General features: G+C 52.1%; 15 protein-coding genes, 1 tRNA gene and 1 pseudogene. 12 read left to right on the top strand and 5 right to left on the bottom strand.

Annotated elements, in window-relative coordinates:
- Window positions 1-2: 2 nt before the first annotated feature.
- Window positions 3-1,562 carry a phospholipid carrier-dependent glycosyltransferase gene (locus tag NW211_RS09505; RefSeq protein WP_258327676.1) on the bottom strand — a complete coding sequence of 520 codons (1,560 nt, stop codon included), beginning with the start codon at window positions 1,560-1,562 and terminating at the stop codon, window positions 3-5.
- Between NW211_RS09505 and NW211_RS09500 the strand changes: the two genes are divergently transcribed.
- The 5 genes and pseudogenes from NW211_RS09500 to NW211_RS09480 all read left to right on the top strand — a co-directional run bounded on the left by NW211_RS09500 (window position 1,537) and on the right by NW211_RS09480 (window position 4,927).
- Window positions 1,537-2,442 (top strand): hypothetical protein, encoded by a 906-nt coding sequence (locus NW211_RS09500; protein WP_258327675.1) that lies wholly within the window; start codon window positions 1,537-1,539, stop codon window positions 2,440-2,442. The genes NW211_RS09505 and NW211_RS09500 overlap by 26 nt on opposite strands.
- Before the next feature lie 346 nt (window positions 2,443-2,788).
- Entirely contained in the window at window positions 2,789-3,469 is a 681-nt protein-coding gene (locus NW211_RS09495) for a zinc ribbon domain-containing protein (RefSeq protein ID WP_025278023.1), read from the top strand.
- A 2-nt stretch (window positions 3,470-3,471) separates the two neighbouring features.
- Window positions 3,472-4,008 (top strand): annotated as a pseudogene (locus NW211_RS09490) (GNAT family N-acetyltransferase); the annotation flags it as partial.
- Window positions 3,982-4,497 (top strand): GNAT family N-acetyltransferase, encoded by a 516-nt coding sequence (locus NW211_RS09485; protein WP_308778226.1) that lies wholly within the window; start codon window positions 3,982-3,984, stop codon window positions 4,495-4,497. The pseudogene NW211_RS09490 and the gene NW211_RS09485, both read left to right, overlap by 27 nt.
- Before the next feature lies 1 nt (window position 4,498).
- Entirely contained in the window at window positions 4,499-4,927 is a 429-nt protein-coding gene (locus tag NW211_RS09480; RefSeq protein WP_258327696.1) for a hypothetical protein, read from the top strand.
- A 334-nt stretch (window positions 4,928-5,261) separates the two neighbouring features.
- Here NW211_RS09480 and NW211_RS09475 read toward each other — a convergent pair.
- Window positions 5,262-5,336: transfer RNA gene (locus NW211_RS09475), tRNA-Met, on the bottom strand.
- A 244-nt stretch (window positions 5,337-5,580) separates the two neighbouring features.
- Between NW211_RS09475 and NW211_RS09470 the strand changes: the two genes are divergently transcribed.
- Both NW211_RS09470 and fabG read left to right on the top strand, forming a co-directional pair.
- Window positions 5,581-6,159: a TetR/AcrR family transcriptional regulator gene (locus NW211_RS09470; RefSeq protein ID WP_087408438.1), complete on the top strand. Its 579-nt coding sequence runs from the start codon at window positions 5,581-5,583 to the stop codon at window positions 6,157-6,159.
- Between the two features lie 57 nt (window positions 6,160-6,216).
- On the top strand, window positions 6,217-6,963 hold the full coding sequence (gene fabG, locus NW211_RS09465) for a 3-oxoacyl-[acyl-carrier-protein] reductase (protein ID WP_087408439.1): 747 nt from the start codon (window positions 6,217-6,219) through the stop codon (window positions 6,961-6,963).
- Between the two features lie 129 nt (window positions 6,964-7,092).
- Here fabG and NW211_RS09460 read toward each other — a convergent pair whose 3' ends face one another.
- The gene (locus NW211_RS09460; RefSeq protein ID WP_258327674.1) at window positions 7,093-9,282 is read right to left on the bottom strand and encodes a TonB-dependent siderophore receptor; all 2,190 of its coding nucleotides are present in this window, start codon (window positions 9,280-9,282) and stop codon (window positions 7,093-7,095) included.
- A 209-nt stretch (window positions 9,283-9,491) separates the two neighbouring features.
- On the opposite strand from NW211_RS09460, the gene NW211_RS09455 reads away from it, so the two are divergent.
- From NW211_RS09455 to NW211_RS09440, 4 genes are all read left to right on the top strand, one after another.
- Window positions 9,492-10,373, top strand: coding sequence for a decaprenyl-phosphate phosphoribosyltransferase (locus NW211_RS09455; RefSeq protein ID WP_258327673.1), 882 nt, complete (start codon window positions 9,492-9,494; stop codon window positions 10,371-10,373).
- 1 nt (window position 10,374) lies between these two features.
- Entirely contained in the window at window positions 10,375-10,974 is a 600-nt protein-coding gene (locus NW211_RS09450) for an HAD-IB family hydrolase (RefSeq protein ID WP_258327672.1), read from the top strand.
- Between the two features lie 2 nt (window positions 10,975-10,976).
- On the top strand, window positions 10,977-11,327 hold the full coding sequence (locus tag NW211_RS09445) for an EamA family transporter (protein ID WP_258327671.1): 351 nt from the start codon (window positions 10,977-10,979) through the stop codon (window positions 11,325-11,327).
- 65 nt (window positions 11,328-11,392) lie between these two features.
- Complete coding sequence (locus NW211_RS09440; protein WP_258327670.1) at window positions 11,393-12,079, top strand: RluA family pseudouridine synthase; 687 nt, start codon at window positions 11,393-11,395, stop codon at window positions 12,077-12,079.
- Between the two features lie 436 nt (window positions 12,080-12,515).
- Here the strand turns inward: NW211_RS09440 and NW211_RS09435 are convergent, their stop codons facing one another.
- Both NW211_RS09435 and NW211_RS09430 read right to left on the bottom strand, forming a co-directional pair.
- Entirely contained in the window at window positions 12,516-13,850 is a 1,335-nt protein-coding gene (locus NW211_RS09435; protein ID WP_258327669.1) for a DEAD/DEAH box helicase, read from the bottom strand.
- Between the two features lie 501 nt (window positions 13,851-14,351).
- Complete coding sequence (locus tag NW211_RS09430) at window positions 14,352-15,536, bottom strand: hypothetical protein (RefSeq protein WP_258327668.1); 1,185 nt, start codon at window positions 15,534-15,536, stop codon at window positions 14,352-14,354.
- Between the two features lie 375 nt (window positions 15,537-15,911).
- On the opposite strand from NW211_RS09430, the gene NW211_RS09425 reads away from it, so the two are divergent.
- Window positions 15,912-18,260, top strand: coding sequence for a PKD domain-containing protein (locus tag NW211_RS09425; RefSeq protein WP_258327667.1), 2,349 nt, complete (start codon window positions 15,912-15,914; stop codon window positions 18,258-18,260).
- Window positions 18,261-18,313 lie beyond the last annotated feature (53 nt).

The following is an 18,313-nucleotide window of genomic DNA, read 5'->3' as shown; positions in this document are numbered from 1 at the left end:
ATTTAGGGGTTGGTTTGTGACAGTTTCTTACGGGCCGCCTCTCGGTCGAACTTCAACAGATAGGTGTCGGGGTTGGGTATGTGAGAGGCGACGAAAAAGAGGTCGTCGTTCTTCTGAATAGCCGGGTAGAGGTAACGGTAGGTCGAGCTGTATCCCAGTTGGTCGAGGATGACATACTCCACCCCGTCGTCGAGCATCTTTTGTATCACGGCCCGGTCGTCCTGCGAGAAGGCGTAGCCGGTAACCCGTGTTCCCGAGAACATGTAGAGCAGTTCGCCCTTGCGCGAGGCTACCACCGTCTCGGGCGATACATGCTCCTTCAGCACGGCTCCCATTCTGAAAAAGTTCTGATAGGCCGGCGGGAAAGGCATCCGGTTCATGGCATGCAACTCCTTGATGTTGCCCACGCTCGTGAGCAGCAGCAGGGCGAGAATCCAGGGCGAGAAGGCCAGTTTCGAGCCCATGCGGCGCAGGGCCCAGACGACAACCTCGTAGAGCCCCACGAGCAGACCCATGTTCAGGAAGGGGATAATGGAGGTGAGGTAACGGTTTTCGCTGGGGGTGCTGAAGATGGAGATGAGGCCGAAGGTGAAGACCGTATAGCCGATGAGCACCCAGCGGTATTTACCGAACGACCAGAAGCCGCGCACGATGAGGGCCACGAGCACGATGGCTGCGACCCACAGCAGGAATCCGGCCGAGACCTCGGGCGTGTAGTCGACCTTGAAGTAGGGAATCACCGAGTTGGGCAATGCCTTGGATACCAGCATGGCCAGCGTGTCGAAGAAGCGGCCGACGATACCTCCCAGGTCGAGCGAACCGTCTTCGGGTCGCCACGGGTTCACCTGAGCGATAGACTCGAAATAGCGGCTCTGTCCCAGGCCCAGCGCCTTGTTGCGCAACACCCACGGCAGGCAGCCCACAACGAATCCCGCCACCGTACCCGCTGCCTCCTTCCACTTTTTGGAGCAGAGGAAGAAGAGCACCACGGCGGCAAACAGGGCAACTCCCTGGGTACGTATGTGGTAGCAGAGCAGTACCATCACCAGCATGCCGTAGAAGACCCAATCTTTATAGAAAGGTTTCTCCTCCTTCATCAGCGTCAGCAGATAGATGGCCGCCGCCGAGACAAAGAAGCACGACATTTCGCTCATCATCATGGTCGAGAAGTGGAGCACCCGGTCGCTCAGGATAGCGGCACAGGCCCCCACCAGGGCCAGGCTGTCGGGCAACTTGCGTTTGATCATCAGGAAGAAGAGCAGCAGCGCACCCCCCAGCAGGAACAACCCGTTGAGCACCTTTTGGGCCACGACACTGTCGGTGAAGAAGCGCAGCGGCATCATCAGCAGCGGGTATCCCGGCGGAAATGCGTTGGTGGGGTGGGGCGTAGGAGCCGAGATGTCGGTATACCCTTGACCCGTGGCCAGAGCCGTCGCATAGGTGTAGTAGCGGCAGTTGTCGCCGTTGACGTCGATTTTGGCATTGAAGATGTAGAAGTAGGCAAAGGCCCACACCAAAGCCACCACTCCTATATATATGGCGCGATTTTTAGGCATTTTCATAATTGTCGTAAATAATATTAAAAACAAAAATAAGCTATTTTTCTTACTGTATGAAATTTTTCTATGGAATTATGGAAATGCCTGTTATAATAGATTGATAAATAGGAGTTTAAATTGTTTTAAATCAATTGTTGTCGTCGTTGTCATTCGGGATAACCGAATCCTTCGGGTCGTTTGTATTCTCTTTGTTCATCCAGATACGGATGGCCGACATGCGCGGCAACAGACGTTTTACCGGCAGACGGGAGAGCTTGAAGCCAACGTAAGGCAGTTGCAAACCAAGCAGCAACAGGCGGAACGGCTGCTTGATGAAGTTAAAAAGGAAATCAAGTCGGAGAAGCTGGAAGCCGCCAAGACCGAGGCGAAAGCGGCACTCGTGGCAAAGGTAGGTTCTCTTTTGGGAAGCAATAAGTTGAAAGCGGAAAGGGAAGAATTGCAGCAACGCATATCCGCACTTGAAAGGCAGAACGAAATGTTGGTACAGCATATTGAAACAATGGAACAGGAACATAAGGAAGAACGCACCAAGTTCAACGAGTATATAGACAAGATACAGCGGTATTTCCCTTATGTGGAAAAGCTGTTACCACTGATTGACTTCTGCCGAAATGCCTTGAAGTTCTCTGAAAGAGTAGTACAAGAGTTGTGCAAGTTGAAGAAGGTTAGATTAAAAGGTGATTTCTATTCCCCCGAGTTCAACCGAAAGTTCCGTGATGAAAATGCAACTTTCTCATTTGAAGAGGACAAGAATAGAAAAGGGCACTACCACATATACGTGAATGATATTCCGCTTGTGCAGTGGTTTAAGGAGAAAGCACATGAATGGAGAAAGGGATTAGGCTTTATATCCACTAAACATGGTAAAGGGTTGAAAATATAAAATACACTCTAAAATCCATTTCTAAAGCAAATAAAAGCATTAAAAGATAGGGGATTATCACAAAAAAAAACTATCTTTGTAATCGGATTGAGGCAACTCTTTCCACGGCATACGAGAAAAAGAAGAAGCGTTATGCTTATCTTGTACTTGAAAACGTAGGAAATTTCGGACTTAGTACAAGAGATGGCATAGTGGTTCTCACGCCATAGCGTGGGCTGCTATTATCATATCTGTACTAAAGGTTTCCTACGACCTCCAACTTAGACGTGGTAGCATTGCAGTTCCACGCTTTCGCATTTTATAACCGCCTGTAAAGGGACTGACAGGCATTGAATAGAAAACATATATGGAACAACAGTTTTGCCAAAGTTGCGGTATGCCCTTGACAGATGAGAACAGAGGGACAAATGCCGATGGAAGCCGTCGTGAAGATTATTGCGTCTATTGCTACAAAAATGGTGAGTTTACTCAAGAGTTTACAATGACCCAAATGATAGAGTTCTGCCTGCAATTCTTTGACCAATGGAATGTGCAGGCTGAATGTAAGCTGACTCCCATACAAGCAAAAGAACAAATGCTCCAATACTTTCCACACCTGAAACGGTGGAAGGAAAAGGATGAACGGACACTGGCGGAAAAAGCAACGCATTTGCTTTCCCAATGCGAGAACGTTACCGTAGTTTCCATTGACGCCAACGGTTATCCTCGTCCTGTGCAGATGTCTAAGATAGGAGCAAGAGGGTTCCATGAGGTTTGGATGGCAACCTGTGCAGATTCCGTGAAAGTGAATGATTTTAAGGCGAACAACAAGGCAGGGCTTTGCTACGATTACTATGGGGATGGCGTTGCCATGCGTGGCACGGTAGAAGTGGTTACTGATGATGCTATCCGCAAGGAAATGTGGAAAGACTGGTTCATTCATCATTTCCCCGGTGGAGCGAGCGACCCCAATTATGTGCTTTTGCATTTCACCGGTACAGAAGCTACCTTTTGGATTAACGGCGAATATTCTCACTCTAACATCTAACAATGATTAAAGAAATAAATACAGAACGGCTTATACTGCGACCTTGGCAAGAATCCGATGCCGAGGCTTTATATAAATACGCTCAAGACCCTGCAATCGGGCCTATTGCTGGATGGCCACCGCATACTTCCGTGGAAGACAGTTTGAACATCATCCGTACCGTTTTTGCTGCTCCGGAAATCTACGCTGTTGAGTTAAAACAAACCGGTGAACCGGTCGGGAGCATAGGTATTATGTTCGGGGATGGTCTGCATAGTGCCGAAATGCAAGAGAATGAGGCGGAGATAGGTTATTGGATAGGCAAGCCGTATTGGGGACAAGGATTGATACCGGAAGCCGTGCGCCGTCTGATGCAACGATGTTTCGAGGATTTGGGAATAAATGCCATTTGGTGTGGCTACTATGACGGTAACACGAAATCCCGCCGGGTGATGGAGAAGTGTGGTTTCCGTTTCCATCATACGGAAGAGGGCAAGACTTCTCCTCTTGGGGATATTCGCACGGAACATTTTATGCGAATGACGAAGGAGGAATGGGAATCTGCTCAACATTTATCTATACGTTCGTTGGCAGAACAAGACATTCCAGAAATGCGGGAATTGTTCCGCGCCACTGTTCTTACTATCAATTCCAAGGACTACACGAAGGAGGAAGTAGAAGACTGGGCTTCGTGCGGTGACAGCATAAAACATTGGAAAGAGCTGCTTGCAAAGAACAATTATATCGGTGCGCTTGACGGACAAGGTAGAATCGTAGGTCTTTCCTCTATGAATGCTAACGGCTATCTGCACTCCATGTTTGTCCACAAGGACTGGCAAGGAAAAGGTGTGGCAACCTTGCTGCTTTCGGAAGTAGAAAAGATAGCTCATGAATACGGAGTGTCCAAAATTACTGCCGAAGTCAGCATCACCGCACGTTCTTTTTTTGATAAACGAGGTTATACAGTGGTACGAGAACAGAAAGCAAGAGCTAAAAAGCTGTATCTGACAAACTATGTAATGGAAAAGGCATTAAATGTTATCGAATAATATGGGAAACTCTGATTGGTTCAAAGGATTTGAGAAAGGAATTGCTAAACTTACAGCAGAACAAAGAGAACAATTCTTTTCGGAATGCGGAAAGAATTGTGTGAATGGCGGTACGCTTTCCGTTTATAGAAAACTCTATGAGGACGCGAAAGGTGACTTGGATGTTTTCTTTCAAATGGCAAATGATTTACCGGGAGTAAAAGGAGAGGTGGTAGAGAAAGGGCGTATATATCATCTTATTTTCTTAGCGTGTACTTGCGATTTGTGCAAGAAAGGTTATATCACTACACCTTTACTCTGTGAATGTTCCCGCCAAAGTGTCATTTATTCTATGCAAAGCCTTTGGAAAGAACTGAAATTTAATATCACGCTCTGCCATTCTATTTTGCAAGGTAAAAAGGATTGTAAGATAAGGATTGAAGTGATATAGGGCACATCCATCTTATTTAATTGAATAAAACAATGTAAGCAGGCAAAAAGAAAATGGCTTTATTTTTCTTTTTGCCTGCTATATTTCACTATATTTACATCCGTAAGAGTTATCCGAACAAGCAAAGCGATGCAGACCACGGCAATTGGAACGGTTGCCAACTCATTACCTCAAAACGAGGTAATTCTTCTAACTCTCTTGATTTCAAGCAGGTATATTCTTTTTGCAGAATTACGGAATAATTTTGTATCCTCTGAATATTTTCGGGAGGCCGACATAAGAGAAGGGGGAGGGGTAGATACGAAAAAAGGGTCGCTGTTGCGACCCTTTGTCTTGGTTGCGGGAGCCGGACTCGAACCGACGACCTTTGGGTTATGAGCCCAACGAGCTACCACTGCTCCACCCCGCGGTGTTTGTGAGTGCAAAGGTACGGAGAATAATTGAAAAAGCAAATGTTTGGATATATTTTTTTAGCCTGATTTGATGATTTTGAATTAAAATATTGTGTGTCAAATAGTTATTGTTGTGTTAAAGTTTTTAGCACTTCGTGCGGTTTGAAAAACGAAGTGCATACTTTGGTTTTTAATAATAAAAATATGTAATTTCGCACACGTTTTGCACGATTGTGCAACTGAAAAAAAAGAGACAGGTTTATGGTTCGTACGCGTGAATTGCTTATCGATGTGGCTCGCCAGTTGTTTGCCCGCAAAGGGGTGGCAGCTACGACGATGAACGATATAGCCGAAGCGTCGGGGAAAGGGCGTCGCACGATCTATACCTATTTCAAAAACAAGAACGAAATCTATTGGGCCGTGGTCGAGGCCGAGTCGGAGCACCTGTATGCCCGGCTCGAGGGGCTTGCCAACCGCGACTTGCCGCCCGAGGAGAAGTTGCTCCACTACATCAACACCCGGCTGGAGGCGGTCAAGGAGGCGGTGGTGCGCAACGGTACGCTGCGGGCCGAGTTCTTCCGCGACATCTGGAAGGTGGAGAAGGCCCGGCGCAGCATCGACATCCGCGAGGAGGCGCTCTTGCGGAGCATCCTCACCGAAGGGGTAGAGCAGGGGGTGTTTCATATCCCCAATGTGACGGCTACCGCCTCGGTGCTGCACTATGCGTTGCGGGGGCTCGATGTGCCCTACATTCGCGACAACTTTGCCGAGTCGGGCATCGAGCGGTCGCGGCTGAAGGATTACATCCTGGATTTCATCTTGTACGGGATAAAACGATAATTTTATTAACCGAGGGCGGCGAGGCGACTTGCGGCCCTGCATATAAACAAGAAAATTATGAAATTACTGGAAGGAAAAGTTGCTGTCATTACTGGTGCAGCACGGGGTATAGGAAAAGCTATCGCCCTGAAATTCGCTTCGGAAGGAGCTGATATTGCATTTACCGACCTCGCCATCGACGAGAACGGAAAAGCTACCGAGCAAGAGATTGCCGCTCTGGGTGTACGTGCCAAAGGGTATGCTTCGAATGCCGCCAACTTCGAGGAGGCTCACAGCGTGGTTGCCGAAATCGTGAAGGACTTCGGCCGTATCGACATCCTGGTAAACAATGCCGGTATCACTCGCGACGGTCTGATGATGCGTATGACCGAGCAACAATGGGATATGGTTATCAACGTAAACCTCAAGTCGGCTTTCAACTTCATCCACGCCGTTACGCCCATCATGATGAAACAGAAGGGCGGAAGCATCATCAACATGGCTTCGGTGGTAGGTGTATCGGGTAACGCCGGACAGTGCAACTACTCGGCATCGAAGGCCGGTATGATTGGTTTGGCCAAGTCGATTGCCAAAGAGCTGGGCTCGCGTGGTGTACGTGCCAACGCTATCGCTCCGGGCTTCATCATCACCGACATGACGGCCGCTCTCTCCGACGAGGTGAAAGCCGAATGGGCCAAACAGATTCCTCTGCGTCGTGGCGGAACGCCCGAAGATGTGGCCAACGTGGCTACGTTCCTCGCATCTGACCTGTCGTCGTATGTAACGGGTCAGGTTATCCACTGCTGCGGTGGTATGAACATGTAATTCAGAAACCTGCATAAAGAACGGGGCTGTATCGCGCAAACGATACGGCCCCGTTTTGTTTCTGTTGGATGCCAGGCCGGGAACCTGTTGGCCGCGGGGGGGGGGAGGGGCCGGCCCGACGGACAGGGGTTATTTGCCGGCGGCATTGACACCACCGCCGCCTATCGCGTTGTTGATGCGCTGCTCGCCAGCCTCGTATCGGCGGCCCCAGTTGAGGTTCCAGCTCACGCTGACGACAACCAGTTGTTTGACCATGTTCGAGGTCATTGTCTGTTGGTATCCGGCGTAGCGGTTCCAGTTCTCGCTTTTCACTTTGTAGTCGTTGACGAAGGGGTCGAACACCATCACCCCGAAATTCCAGTCCTTGTAGTTGTAGGTGAGCTTGAGGGTGTGCACGTTCTCTCCGCCATTGAGCGTCTCTCCCCAGAACCGGTTGAAGTTGGTCTGGAGCATACCCTCGAGCGAAAATCCCCAGTGCGACAGTTCGAAGGTGGCGTAGCAATAGAAGTTGTTGTAGACGTGGGTGTAGTTGTTGCCCCGCATCCAGTAGCGGTGCCAGGCGGGCCCGACACTGAGGGTGAGCCAGTTGGGGATGGCCGTTACCCGGGTATCGAGGTAGAAACGCAGCTCTTCGGCATTTCGCTGGTTGTTGTAGCGGGTGAGGATTTTTTCGCCTACCCACACCTTTTCGGGCATGATGGCTCCCGGGGCATGGGTATAGAAGGCTCCCAGCTTGCCGTAGAAGATGCCGCGGTTGTACTGGTATTGCAGGTCGTACTTGTAGGTGGCATAGGGCTTGACATCGGGGTTGCCGGTCGATTGCTGTATGCCGTCGACATCCTGCACCACGGGGCTGAGCATGTCGAGGCTGATGACGCTGCCCATGCGCACGAAGTTGAACCGCAGCGACGAGTGGTCGTCGATGGTGTATCGGGCCGAGATACGGGGCCGCCAGATGGAGTAGAGGTGCGACTCCCGGTCGCGCGGCACATAGGAGTAGAGGCTGTATCCGATGCCGGCCGAGAAGTCGAAATGTTTTCCCAGCCGCATCCAGTATTCGCCGAAGATGTAGCTGTTGCCCTGGTTCATGTGGTCGTCGACGCCCTGCGCCACATAGTCGTTGGTAATCCACGACTGCGTGTGGCGGATACCGGCCGTCACGCGGCTGTTTTTCCACCTCTTTTCATAGTCGACTTCGCCCAGTATCGAGTAGGTGCGGTTCTTGATGAGGTTGTCGATGTCGACCAGCGGCGAGCCGGTGGTAAAGCCGTTGTCGGTATAGATGAGTTCATCCTCGGTATAGATGCGGTGGCTGTTGGGTCGCTCGTAGCTGGCCACGACGTTGGCCATGAGCAGCTGGTCTTTGTCGAAGTTGTATTGATAGTAGAGGTTAAGCGAGGGCCTGATACGATGCGTTTTCGAGTCGTCGAGCATGAGGCTGGTCGTGCCGCCGGGCGAATGGTCGGTGAGGATACCTCGGTAAAGGTTCTCTTGGTGACCATAATAGAAGTTGAGCGAGGCGTTGAACATCTGCTTTTGAGGGTCGAGGTAGTTGTAGTTGAGCGAATGGCCGTTGGTCCACTGTTCGAATTTGTTCCCGTCGAGACTCTCCTCGGTGCGGGTATAGCGGGTGCCGTCGGGCAGTTCGTAGTGTTCGGTATTGTCGCGCAGCATCTCTATATTCCAACGGGGCGAGCACCAACCCGAGTAGGAGAACTCAGACTTGCCGCTGTTCACCTTGGCTGCGAGCCAGTATTCGCCGAATCCCCGGTTGACGCTTTGGCTGATGTCGCCCATGAAGCTGCCGCCCGAGGTGGGGTTCTTGACGATGAAATCGATTACGGCACTCACCTCGCCGTAGCGTACGCCGGGATTGTCGATGTACTCGACGCGCACAATCTGCTCGGGCGAAAGAGCCTGAATCTCCTTGTTGTCGGCGGGGCGGCCATTGATGCGCAGGCTCACCTCGCTCTTGTCGGCCAGGGCAATGCTTTGGTCCGAGGGGTTTATGATGACGCCGGGAATCTGCAACTTCTGGAGCAACTGCAAGCCGTTGCGCGATTGCTTTATCTGCTGGGCGTTGGGAAATAACAGGTTGCGGTCGGCCTTCTGCACCCACGACGAAGCCTCGACAGTCACCTCGTCGAGGTCGACCTGCTTGAGCGAACTTTCGATAGAGTCGACATTCAGGCCGGTGGTATCGGCATAGACTACGGCGATGGAATCGTCTGCATGAGTCGAAGTTTCGGGGGTGGCACCGTGTGCGCACAAGGTAGAGAGAGCCACCGCAAGCAGGGTGGCCGGGAGCGTTTGTTTCATTCTGTATCGTCTTTTCTCTTATAGACGTAAAAACTTCGAGTTCCGTTGCAAAAAAACGGCTCAAAAAAGAAAAATTTTTAGGGCGAATATGACAATACGTTGTAAATCTTTATGTTATTGTAAATAATTCTTGCAGATAAAGAAGGTGATATTTGTGACTGTAAAATTTTACATATACTTTTGTTTTTAGTCTAAATATTTTTTTGAAGATGAAAGATTTTATTCTTCTACTGCGGCCTCACCAATGGATAAAAAATGGATTTGTTTTTCTTCCCTTGTTCTTTTCTGGGCAAATTCTTCATTACGACTATTTCTTGGCAACAGTGGTTGCTTTCTTTGCATTCAGTTTTATGGCAAGTTCGATTTACTGTTTCAATGATATATGGGATGTTGAGGCAGACCGAAGGCATGCCAAGAAGCGCTTTCGTCCTATTGCTTCGGGGAGAGTCTCGAAGAATATGGGTTATTGTCTAATGGGGGTAATGGCAGTTCTATCCATATTGTTGACTTGCATTTATTTCCCCCAAGCTCTTTTTTATAAAGTAGCAGGGGTGTTATTGACCTATTTTATAATGAATGTCGTCTATTGCATAAAACTTAAAAATGTAGCAATAGTCGATGTTTTTATCATTGCTACAGGATTTGTTTTGAGAGTCTTGTTGGGTGGATTGGTTACGGGTATATGGATTTCACATTGGATCATATTGATGACATTCCTGTTGGCTCTCTTTCTGGCTTTTGCCAAGCGTCGTGACGATGTAGTGGCATTTGAAGAAACCGGAGTAGTATTGCGGAAAAATGTGAGCAGGTATAATTTGGCTTTTATAAATCAAGTCATAACCATTCTGGCAACCATAATTATGGTGTGTTACATCATGTACACGGTGTCGGAAGAGGTGGTTTCTCGTATGGGAACTCCCTATTTGTATGTTACGTCGGTTTTCGTGTTGGCCGGACTTATTCGCTACTTGCAGCTGACAATTGTCGATGTAAAAAGTGGAAGCCCTACTCGTGTATTGATGCACGATCTGTTCATCCAACTCTGTGTTGTGGGATGGATACTTTCTTTCTTTGTAATTATATACATCTGATATGAAAAAGAGGACTGTGGCGACGTTCGATTTCGATGGAACGATTACTCGCAAAGATACCTTATTGGAATTTATTAAATTTGTAAAGGGTGCACCTGCTCTTTACGGAGGCCTGTTGTGGCATGCCCCTCTATTGGTAGCTTATAAATTGAGGTTGTATCCCAACTGGAAAGTGAAGCAGAAGTTTTTTTCTCATTTCTTCAAAGGAATGTCGTATAATGAATTTTGCCGTTGGGGCGAATGTTTTGCCGATACTGTAGACCAGATGATAAAGCATTCGGTTTTTCAAAAGTTGTTGCAGCATCAACGACAGGGCGATACGGTTTATATCGTCAGTGCCAGTGTGAAAGAGTGGATTCTGCCATGGGCACGAAAGTCGGGTATATCTCATGTGATTGCGACCGAGGTGGAGGTTGATGAGGACGGTCGGTTGACCGGCCGATTCGCCTCTAGAAATTGTTACGGTCAAGAGAAAGTAAACCGATTTCTGGCAGAGGAACCTCGGCGGGAGAGCTATTATTTATATGCCTATGGCGATAGTCGGGGAGACCGGTATATGTTGGATTTGGCCGATCGGGCTATCTGGTGTAAAAAGATGTAAGTATGATTTATCTGTTGGCCTTTATCAGTATTTTGTTGGGAGCCGTTGCCCAGTATTTTTTGAAGATGGGTATGACAAATTGGACCTTGAAGGGTTCTGTGGTTGAGATGCTCCGCCTCCTTTTTCACAATTATTACCTGTGGAGCGGCATTCTTTGCTATGGTGTGAGTATGCTCTTTTGGCTTTATGTGCTGTCGCGAATGGAATTGAGCAAGGCCTATCCGATGGTGAGTCTGGGGTATGTCATCACATTGCTGATCGGGTATTTTTTATTGAATGAGCCGTTGAATGTTTCTAAGGTAGTAGGCATATTGCTGATTGTCGCGGGCGTGTGTTTCATAGCTCGAGGTTAGCATTCTCTCGGGTTGCATGCTTGAGAGGTTTGCACTATCTTTGTGCCGAAAAAAACGGGATAACTATGGAGGTACTCTACGAAGACAATCATGTGATTATCGTCAACAAGACCTGCTCCGAAATCGTGCAGGGCGACAAGACGGGCGACACGCCGTTGAGCGAGATGCTGAAGGCTTGGCTCAAGGAGAAGTACAACAAGCCGGGCAATGTCTTCGTGGGGGTGACTCATCGCCTCGACCGTCCCGTGAGCGGGCTGGTGGTCTTTGCCAAAACGAGCAAGGCGCTGGCCCGGTTGAACGAGATGTTCCGCAACGGCGAGGTGAAAAAGCAGTATTGGGCTATCGTGAAGCAGGCCCCCGAGCAGGAGAGCGGCGAACTGGTGCACTACCTGGTGCGCAACGAGAAGAGCAACAAGTCGGTGGCCTATGACCGGGAGCGGCCGGGAGCCAAACGGGCGGTGCTCGACTATCGCGTGTTGGCTCACAGCGACCGCTATACGTTGCTCGAGGTGAATCTGAAGACGGGGCGTCACCACCAGATACGCTGCCAGTTGGCCAAGATAGGGTCGCCTATCAAGGGCGATTTGAAGTATGGGGCCGAGCGCTCCAACCCCGACGGCGGTATCTCGCTCCATGCCCGCCATGTCGAGTTTGTCCATCCCGTGTCGAAACAGCTCATCAGCGTGACGGCTCCCGTACCCGACGACAAGTTGTGGAAGGCTTTCGAGCAGATGGTCGAGGCCGGTAAATAAAGGGGAAATACCTGCAAGACTTATTGCTGAAGATTGTCTCTGGACCCCGCATCGGGGTGCGGGGTGACACGCACGTCATACCGCGCTACGACGCGGTATCCAGGTACTGGCAGGGGTAATACCTGTAAAATACATTTCCTTTTGCTTGCATTTGACTGGACCCCGCATCGGGGTGCGGGGTGACACGCACGTCATACCGCGCTACGACGCGGTATCCAGGTACTGGCAGGGGTAATACCTGCAAAATACATTTCCTTTTGCTTGCATTTGACTGGACCCCGCATCGGGGTGCGGGGTGACACGCACGTCATACCGCGCTACGACGCGGAATCCAAGAATACTGGCTGGGGTAAATATCTGCAAAATACATTCCCTTTTGCTTGTACTCGACTGGACCCCGCATCGGGGTGCGGGGTGACAGAGGGGCGTGGAGCCATCAGTAGCTGAACGAAATCTTTGCCTTTTTGCCTTTTATCTTTTCGTCGCGAAGGCGGCGCAGCGTTTCGTGTGCCTTGTTGCGCGCTACGGCGGCGTAGCTGTAATGGTCTTTTACCTCGATGAGACCGATTTCGTCGGCCGCCAGTCCGCCCTTCTGGGTGAGGAATCCCACGATGTCGCCCTTGCTAATCTTCTCCTTTTTACCGGCGGCAAAGTGCAGGGTGGCCATCGGCGGCGTTTGCAGCCAGTTGGCCTTGGGGTCCAGCCTGAAGTCGGTCGCTTGATTGGCATACTCGGGCAGTTGCTCGGTGGGGCCCACAATCAGGAAGGCCTCGCCCTCGGCGTGCATGCGGGCGGTGCGGCCGTTGCGGTGGGTGAAGCTCTCGAGGTCGACAGGCAGGTGATAATGGATGATATATTTCACCTCGGGGATGTCGAGGCCGCGGGCGGCCAGGTCGGTCGAGATGCAGATGTAGCTGCTGTGGTTGCGGAATTTACAGAGGGCCCGTTCGCGGTCGGCCTGCTCCATGCCGCCGTGAAACGATTCGGCAATGATACCCCGGTCGGTGAGGAACTGCTGCACCCGCTCCACGCTCTCGCGCTGGTTGCAGAAGACGAGCGTAAGCCCCGGCTTCAGGTTGCGCAGCAGGAGCAGCAGGGTGTCGAGCTTGTCCTTCACGGGCGAGTCGATGCGGTAGAGTGTCAGCCGCTCGTTCGTGCTCTCCTCGCTCCGTTTCGAGCCCAGAAAGTCGAGCTTCACCGGGCGGCGCAGGGCGGTGAATGCCGGCAGCGATTCGCTGTCGGTGGCCGAGGTGAGAATCTTTTTCTTCACTCCCTCGAGTGGGGCGATAATCTCTTTCATCTCGTCGTGGAAACCCAGGGCAAGGCATTTGTCAAACTCGTCGAGTACCAGCGTGTCGAGGGTGTCGAGCGACAGGCGTCCGCGGCGCAGGTGGTCGGCAATGCGGCCCGGAGTACCCACCACGAGGGCCGGAGCCACCTCGAGCGACTTGCTCTCCTCGCGCACCGAGTGGCCTCCGTAGCAACATACGATTTTGATGCCTGCGGCAATCTTGCGCAGCACGCTCTCGATTTGCAGCGCCAGTTCGCGCGAAGGCACCAGCACCAGCGCCTGTACACCGGCAGCCCGCGGGTCGATACGCAGCAGCACCGGCAGCAGGAAGGCCAGTGTCTTGCCCGACCCGGTGGGCGATAGCAGGATGATGTCGTTGGGGCGTTGCGCCGTCTCGAGCATTTGTTTCTGCATGCCGTTCAGCGAATCGATGTTCAGGTTGCGGCACGCCTTTTCGATGAGTGACTGTGATTCTTTCATGGCTGCAAAGATACGACATATCGCCACACCGTGCAAACCGCCTGACGTTTGCCTCTTACTGCAAGGAGTAAAAATGGTTTGCCGCATCGTTGGTTGGTTTGTCGATACTTAAATAATATTAAATCGGTATGAAATATGCTTGAAAATTATGTTGTATAACAGAAAGTGCCTATATTTGCACTGTGTTTTTCATAGTATTAGATTAAGATTAAGGTTAACAAAGATTGGTTGTCGTGAGACAATCAATTTTTTTTGTACCTGTTCGAACCCTTTTCTCGATATGTAATCAGTTTATATACAATTGTTTATGTCTTAAATTTGCGTAGCTGGGTCTCGTGATGTGTAGCCCGGTAGATTGTCTATCGCCGGTAGTTTTGCGGGTATTTCTGGATACCGCGTCGTGGCGCGGTATGACGAGGGTGTCACCCCGCACTGTGATGCGGGGTCCAGAGATGTGTAGCTGGGTAAAATCCTTTTTGCCGGTAGTTTTGCGGGTATTATTCATCGGGCATCAAATTCGATGCAGGCGCGGTATTGGCTGTCGGGTAGAACCGGGGTAAGGGCAAAGTATCCGCCGGCGAAGCGGCCGTCGACAATCCGGGCGGGGTGTTGGTGGAGGCGCTCCAGGTGGTCGCGATAGAGGGTGCCGGGCCGGGGGAAATAGTCGATGCGGTAGTGCCCCTCGCAGCCCGGAGCCACGAAGCGGTCGGCGATGCGGCGGGCCACCACGCCCATATTCATGCGCAGGTTTATTTCGACGAAGGGGTGCAGCCGGGTTGTGCCGTCGGGGGCGAGGTAGGTCATCATGTCGACCCCGAGGTAGCCGGTATAGACCGGGGCAACGCGTTCGGTGAAGAAGCTGGCAAGGGCCTCGCGCACGGCCGTGACGATGTGGGGGCCGACGGCCGCACTGAGCTCCTTGTGCAGGCGGTGATCGGTGGTGAGCCGGTTCTCCTTATAAGCTCCGTGGTTGTCGGTAAGGAACGACGAGTATCCGGCAAAGGTCACGCGGGTACCGTCGCTGTAAAACTCCATGGCCCAGTCACGCTCTTTCTCGTAAAAGGGTTCACCCATCAGTACCCCCTGCTTTTGCAACACGCCGTTGCTCCATTGTGCCAGCGAGGTATCGTAGCCGTAGAGGTTCCAGTAGAGGCCGCGTCCGCTGCCCGACCAGGGCGCCTTGAGTACCTTGCGGTCGCTCTGCTCGGTAAAGGCCTGCACCTCGTCGGGTGTATGCAGCTCGACCGGCAGCGGGGGCATGGGGTAGTCGATGTGCGAGGCGAGGTATCGGCCCGCCTCGGTAGCCAGGCGGCGATGGGCCAGGCGGCGCAAGTGGTTGCACTGTTCGGGCGAGGGGAGCAGCCGATTGTCCACGCCGGCCTGATGCAGGCGGTGAGCCAGGGCGAGGTTCCACCCCCACACCTCGATGCGGTCGAAGGGCAGTTCGCCGATTTGCTTGAACGCGACGGTCGAGACCGCGAGCCCCAGCGGCTCGAGGCTGTGGCGGAAGTCGTCGGGCACCGGCTCGGCAGAGCATATCGTCGTCTCCTCCCCCTCGCGGGCATACCACAGCGGCAGCAGGGCCAGCTCGCGCGCGATGCGTTGGGCGGCAGGGGGCGGCGTGTAGTTGATGCCGCCGAAGGCCAGGGCCAGGTCGTTCTCGGGGTTGAAGATATAGAGGTTCACAGTGGGCGATATTTTCGAGCGACAAAGGTAGTAAATGTATGCACCCGGTGCAAGCGGGTAGAGTATGGAGTGCAGGAGCTTATGGAGCGAGTTGCAGGGCAGAGAACAAATTGCCAGAATAAGATGCAAAATCTATTATATTTTTTAGAATGTAATCCTATTTTATTTTCTAATTAAAAAAATATCGTCAATAATATTTTCAAATTGTAAATTTTTACTACCTTTGAGTTTTGTAGTCCTGCCGATATTAGAAATATATAGAATAGCTATGAAAAAACTTCATCTACATATTATGCCATACGGCCTGCTGGATAGCGGGTGGGAGATTTTGCAACGAATCAAATTCATCCAATAATTTTTTAATCGTGTAAGTGTATGAAAAGCGTTATTGTAAACCTGATCTTGACTACTGCGCTCTGGGCCGTTTGCCCGGTGGGAGCGCAGCAATGGGCCAACGAACGGGTGCACGATCGGGTAGCCCCGACCGAAGAGGCACCGCACATTTCGTTTGCCGGGAAACAATCGATGAAGAAACAGCTGTTCCGTTCGACCTCGGCCAGTGTGACGGCCGACTTCAGTTGCCAGAGTACAGGTAGCGCCGTGACGGTGTGGAAGGAAGATTTCGACGACGGAGCAACGGGTTGGACCCTGACCGATGCCGAGTCTTTCTCGTGGGAGTTGAAAAAGATGACCGGCGACAAGAGTTTCACGGCCATCGATTCCGATGACACGCAGTCGCTTTTTATCGGAGGGCCTTCCCGGCGGTATGAGCGAGATATTGCTTCGGCTACCAGTCCGCTAATCGATGTACCGGCCAACGCCATGCTGAAGGGGTATGTGGGCTTCAGCCAGAATATGGACGACTATTGCCGCCTGCATATCTCGGTGTCGACCGATGCCTTCGCTACTTCGGAACTGCTGTGGAACAGCGGCGACGAGAACGGCGAGAAACCCTGGCGCTGGCACGAGTTTGCCGTGTCGCTCGAGAAGTATGCCGGACAGAAAGTTCAGATACGTTTTACCTATACGGCCGGTTCGGACGACGATATGAACGTGGGCGGCTACATGGGCGACTTTACCATCGACGGGTTGCAGATGACCGGTGTGGAGGCCGTCGACCAGGTAGAGGTGACTACCGGCGAGGAGATCGCCTTTGCCGACATGTCGACCGGGAATCCCACGGCCTGGCAGTGGTCGTTCCCCGGCGGGACACCGGAGACCTCGACCGAACAGAATCCCCGGGTATACTACACCCGCGACGGAGTCTATGACGTGACCCTGACGGTGAGCAATGCCGACGGCAGCGATACCAAGACCCGCACCGCCTTTGTCAAGGTGACCGGCGTGGCTCCTGTAGCTCACATTCTGCCGCCTGCCACCTTCCGGTACAGCGAGACGCGTCTGCCCATGGTGGCCCCGCTGGTGGGTGTGCAGTATCACGACAACTCGACGGGGTATCCCACTTCGTGGCAGTGGACCTTCGGCGGTGTGAGCCCCGAGTCGTATGCCCAGGTAACCTCGAACGAAGAGAATCCCGTGGTGGCCTATAACTTCCTGCACCAGCAATCGGTGAATCTGCAGGTGGCCAACGAGCACGGTGAGTCGGAAGATGCCACCGATGTATCGGTCGAGTACAGCGGACTCATTACCAACTTCGAGCCGGGCGACCAGCCGACCACCTTCGACATGGAAGACTGGGGTACCTTCCCCGGTACCAATACCATAGGCATTACGGCCTACGCCGAGAAGTTCTCCAAACCCTCGCGTCCCATTTTGGTATTTGGGGCCTATGTCTATTTTGTTACCGCTTCGGCTACGAGCCTCACCGACCAGATTGCCGACGTGGGCGTGCACCTCTATACCAGCGAAAACGGTCTGCCGGGCAAGAAACTCGACTCCACCTGGTGGCGTGTGTTCGAGCTCGATACCCCTTCGGGCAGTACGATGGTAGGCACTGCCTTTGAGTTCAACCCCAAGGTCATCGACGACGAGTTCTTTATCGTGGTCGATGGTATCCCCGAGAAGAACGACAGTGTAGACGTGTCGTTTGCCATGGCCGATTTCCGCGACCACGGCAACACGGCCTATATGTATAAAGATGACCAGTGGGTCGATGTGAGCACCTATTTCCCCGCCGGAGCCAACCACACCTCTTATCTGATTATGCCCTCGATCGTGCACTCGGTGATGTCGCCCATCCCGACCGACCGCGGTCCGCTGGTGGTAGGCAAAGAGGCCGGTACGAGTAAGTATCCCTTCTTCTCGATTTACGGCTATGAGACCCCTATCGAGAGCAGTGCCGACTGGTGCCGCGTGGTAGGTCAGCCCAACGGGCTTACCCTCGACACGCTGCTTGTCTCGTACGACCGTCTGCCCGACGGCATCGACGAGCGGGTGGCTACCCTTACCATCAACGACAGCATATCGACCTACGACATCAAGGTGACGCAAAGCGTGAATGGCGTGAGCGCCGTCGAGGCTGTAGCTCAAGCTCCGGCCACGCTCTGCCCCTCGATTTTCGACCAGGAGGTGACGGTGTTGTTGCCCGAAGATTCCCGCCGGTTGATGGTAGTCGACGAGAAGGGTCGCGAGTGGTATAGCCGCGAGTTGAGCGACGTAGAGCGGCAAGTGACAGTCGACGCTTCGGGCTGGGCCCCGGGAACTTACTTCTTCCGGGTGTTGGGCAATCGCGAGGTGATTGTCGTCAAAGGTGTGAAACGATAACGACCGGGCAAGTGTGAAAGATGACGAGAGGTGTGTCGTGGGGAGAGAGACCC

Source organism: Barnesiella sp. ET7 (assembly GCF_024733785.1).
GTDB lineage: Bacteria > Bacteroidota > Bacteroidia > Bacteroidales > Barnesiellaceae > Barnesiella > Barnesiella merdigallinarum.
The sequence above is the reverse complement of the archived record's forward strand: the minus strand, read 5'-3'. Positions and strand labels throughout refer to the sequence as shown.

Coding starts and splice junctions, on each gene's coding strand:
- NW211_RS09500 (WP_258327675.1), top strand. CDS start 1,537: ATGGCGCGATTTTTAGGCATTTTCATAATTGTCGTAAATAATATTAAA.
- NW211_RS09505 (WP_258327676.1), bottom strand. CDS start 1,562: ATGAAAATGCCTAAAAATCGCGCCATATATATAGGAGTGGTGGCTTTG.
- NW211_RS09495 (WP_025278023.1), top strand. CDS start 2,789: ATGGAACAACAGTTTTGCCAAAGTTGCGGTATGCCCTTGACAGATGAG.
- NW211_RS09485 (WP_308778226.1), top strand. CDS start 3,982: ATGCGAATGACGAAGGAGGAATGGGAATCTGCTCAACATTTATCTATA.
- NW211_RS09480 (WP_258327696.1), top strand. CDS start 4,499: ATGGGAAACTCTGATTGGTTCAAAGGATTTGAGAAAGGAATTGCTAAA.
- NW211_RS09470 (WP_087408438.1), top strand. CDS start 5,581: ATGGTTCGTACGCGTGAATTGCTTATCGATGTGGCTCGCCAGTTGTTT.
- fabG (WP_087408439.1), top strand. CDS start 6,217: ATGAAATTACTGGAAGGAAAAGTTGCTGTCATTACTGGTGCAGCACGG.
- NW211_RS09460 (WP_258327674.1), bottom strand. CDS start 9,282: ATGAAACAAACGCTCCCGGCCACCCTGCTTGCGGTGGCTCTCTCTACC.
- NW211_RS09455 (WP_258327673.1), top strand. CDS start 9,492: ATGAAAGATTTTATTCTTCTACTGCGGCCTCACCAATGGATAAAAAAT.
- NW211_RS09450 (WP_258327672.1), top strand. CDS start 10,375: ATGAAAAAGAGGACTGTGGCGACGTTCGATTTCGATGGAACGATTACT.
- NW211_RS09445 (WP_258327671.1), top strand. CDS start 10,977: ATGATTTATCTGTTGGCCTTTATCAGTATTTTGTTGGGAGCCGTTGCC.
- NW211_RS09440 (WP_258327670.1), top strand. CDS start 11,393: ATGGAGGTACTCTACGAAGACAATCATGTGATTATCGTCAACAAGACC.
- NW211_RS09435 (WP_258327669.1), bottom strand. CDS start 13,850: ATGAAAGAATCACAGTCACTCATCGAAAAGGCGTGCCGCAACCTGAAC.
- NW211_RS09425 (WP_258327667.1), top strand. CDS start 15,912: ATGAAAAGCGTTATTGTAAACCTGATCTTGACTACTGCGCTCTGGGCC.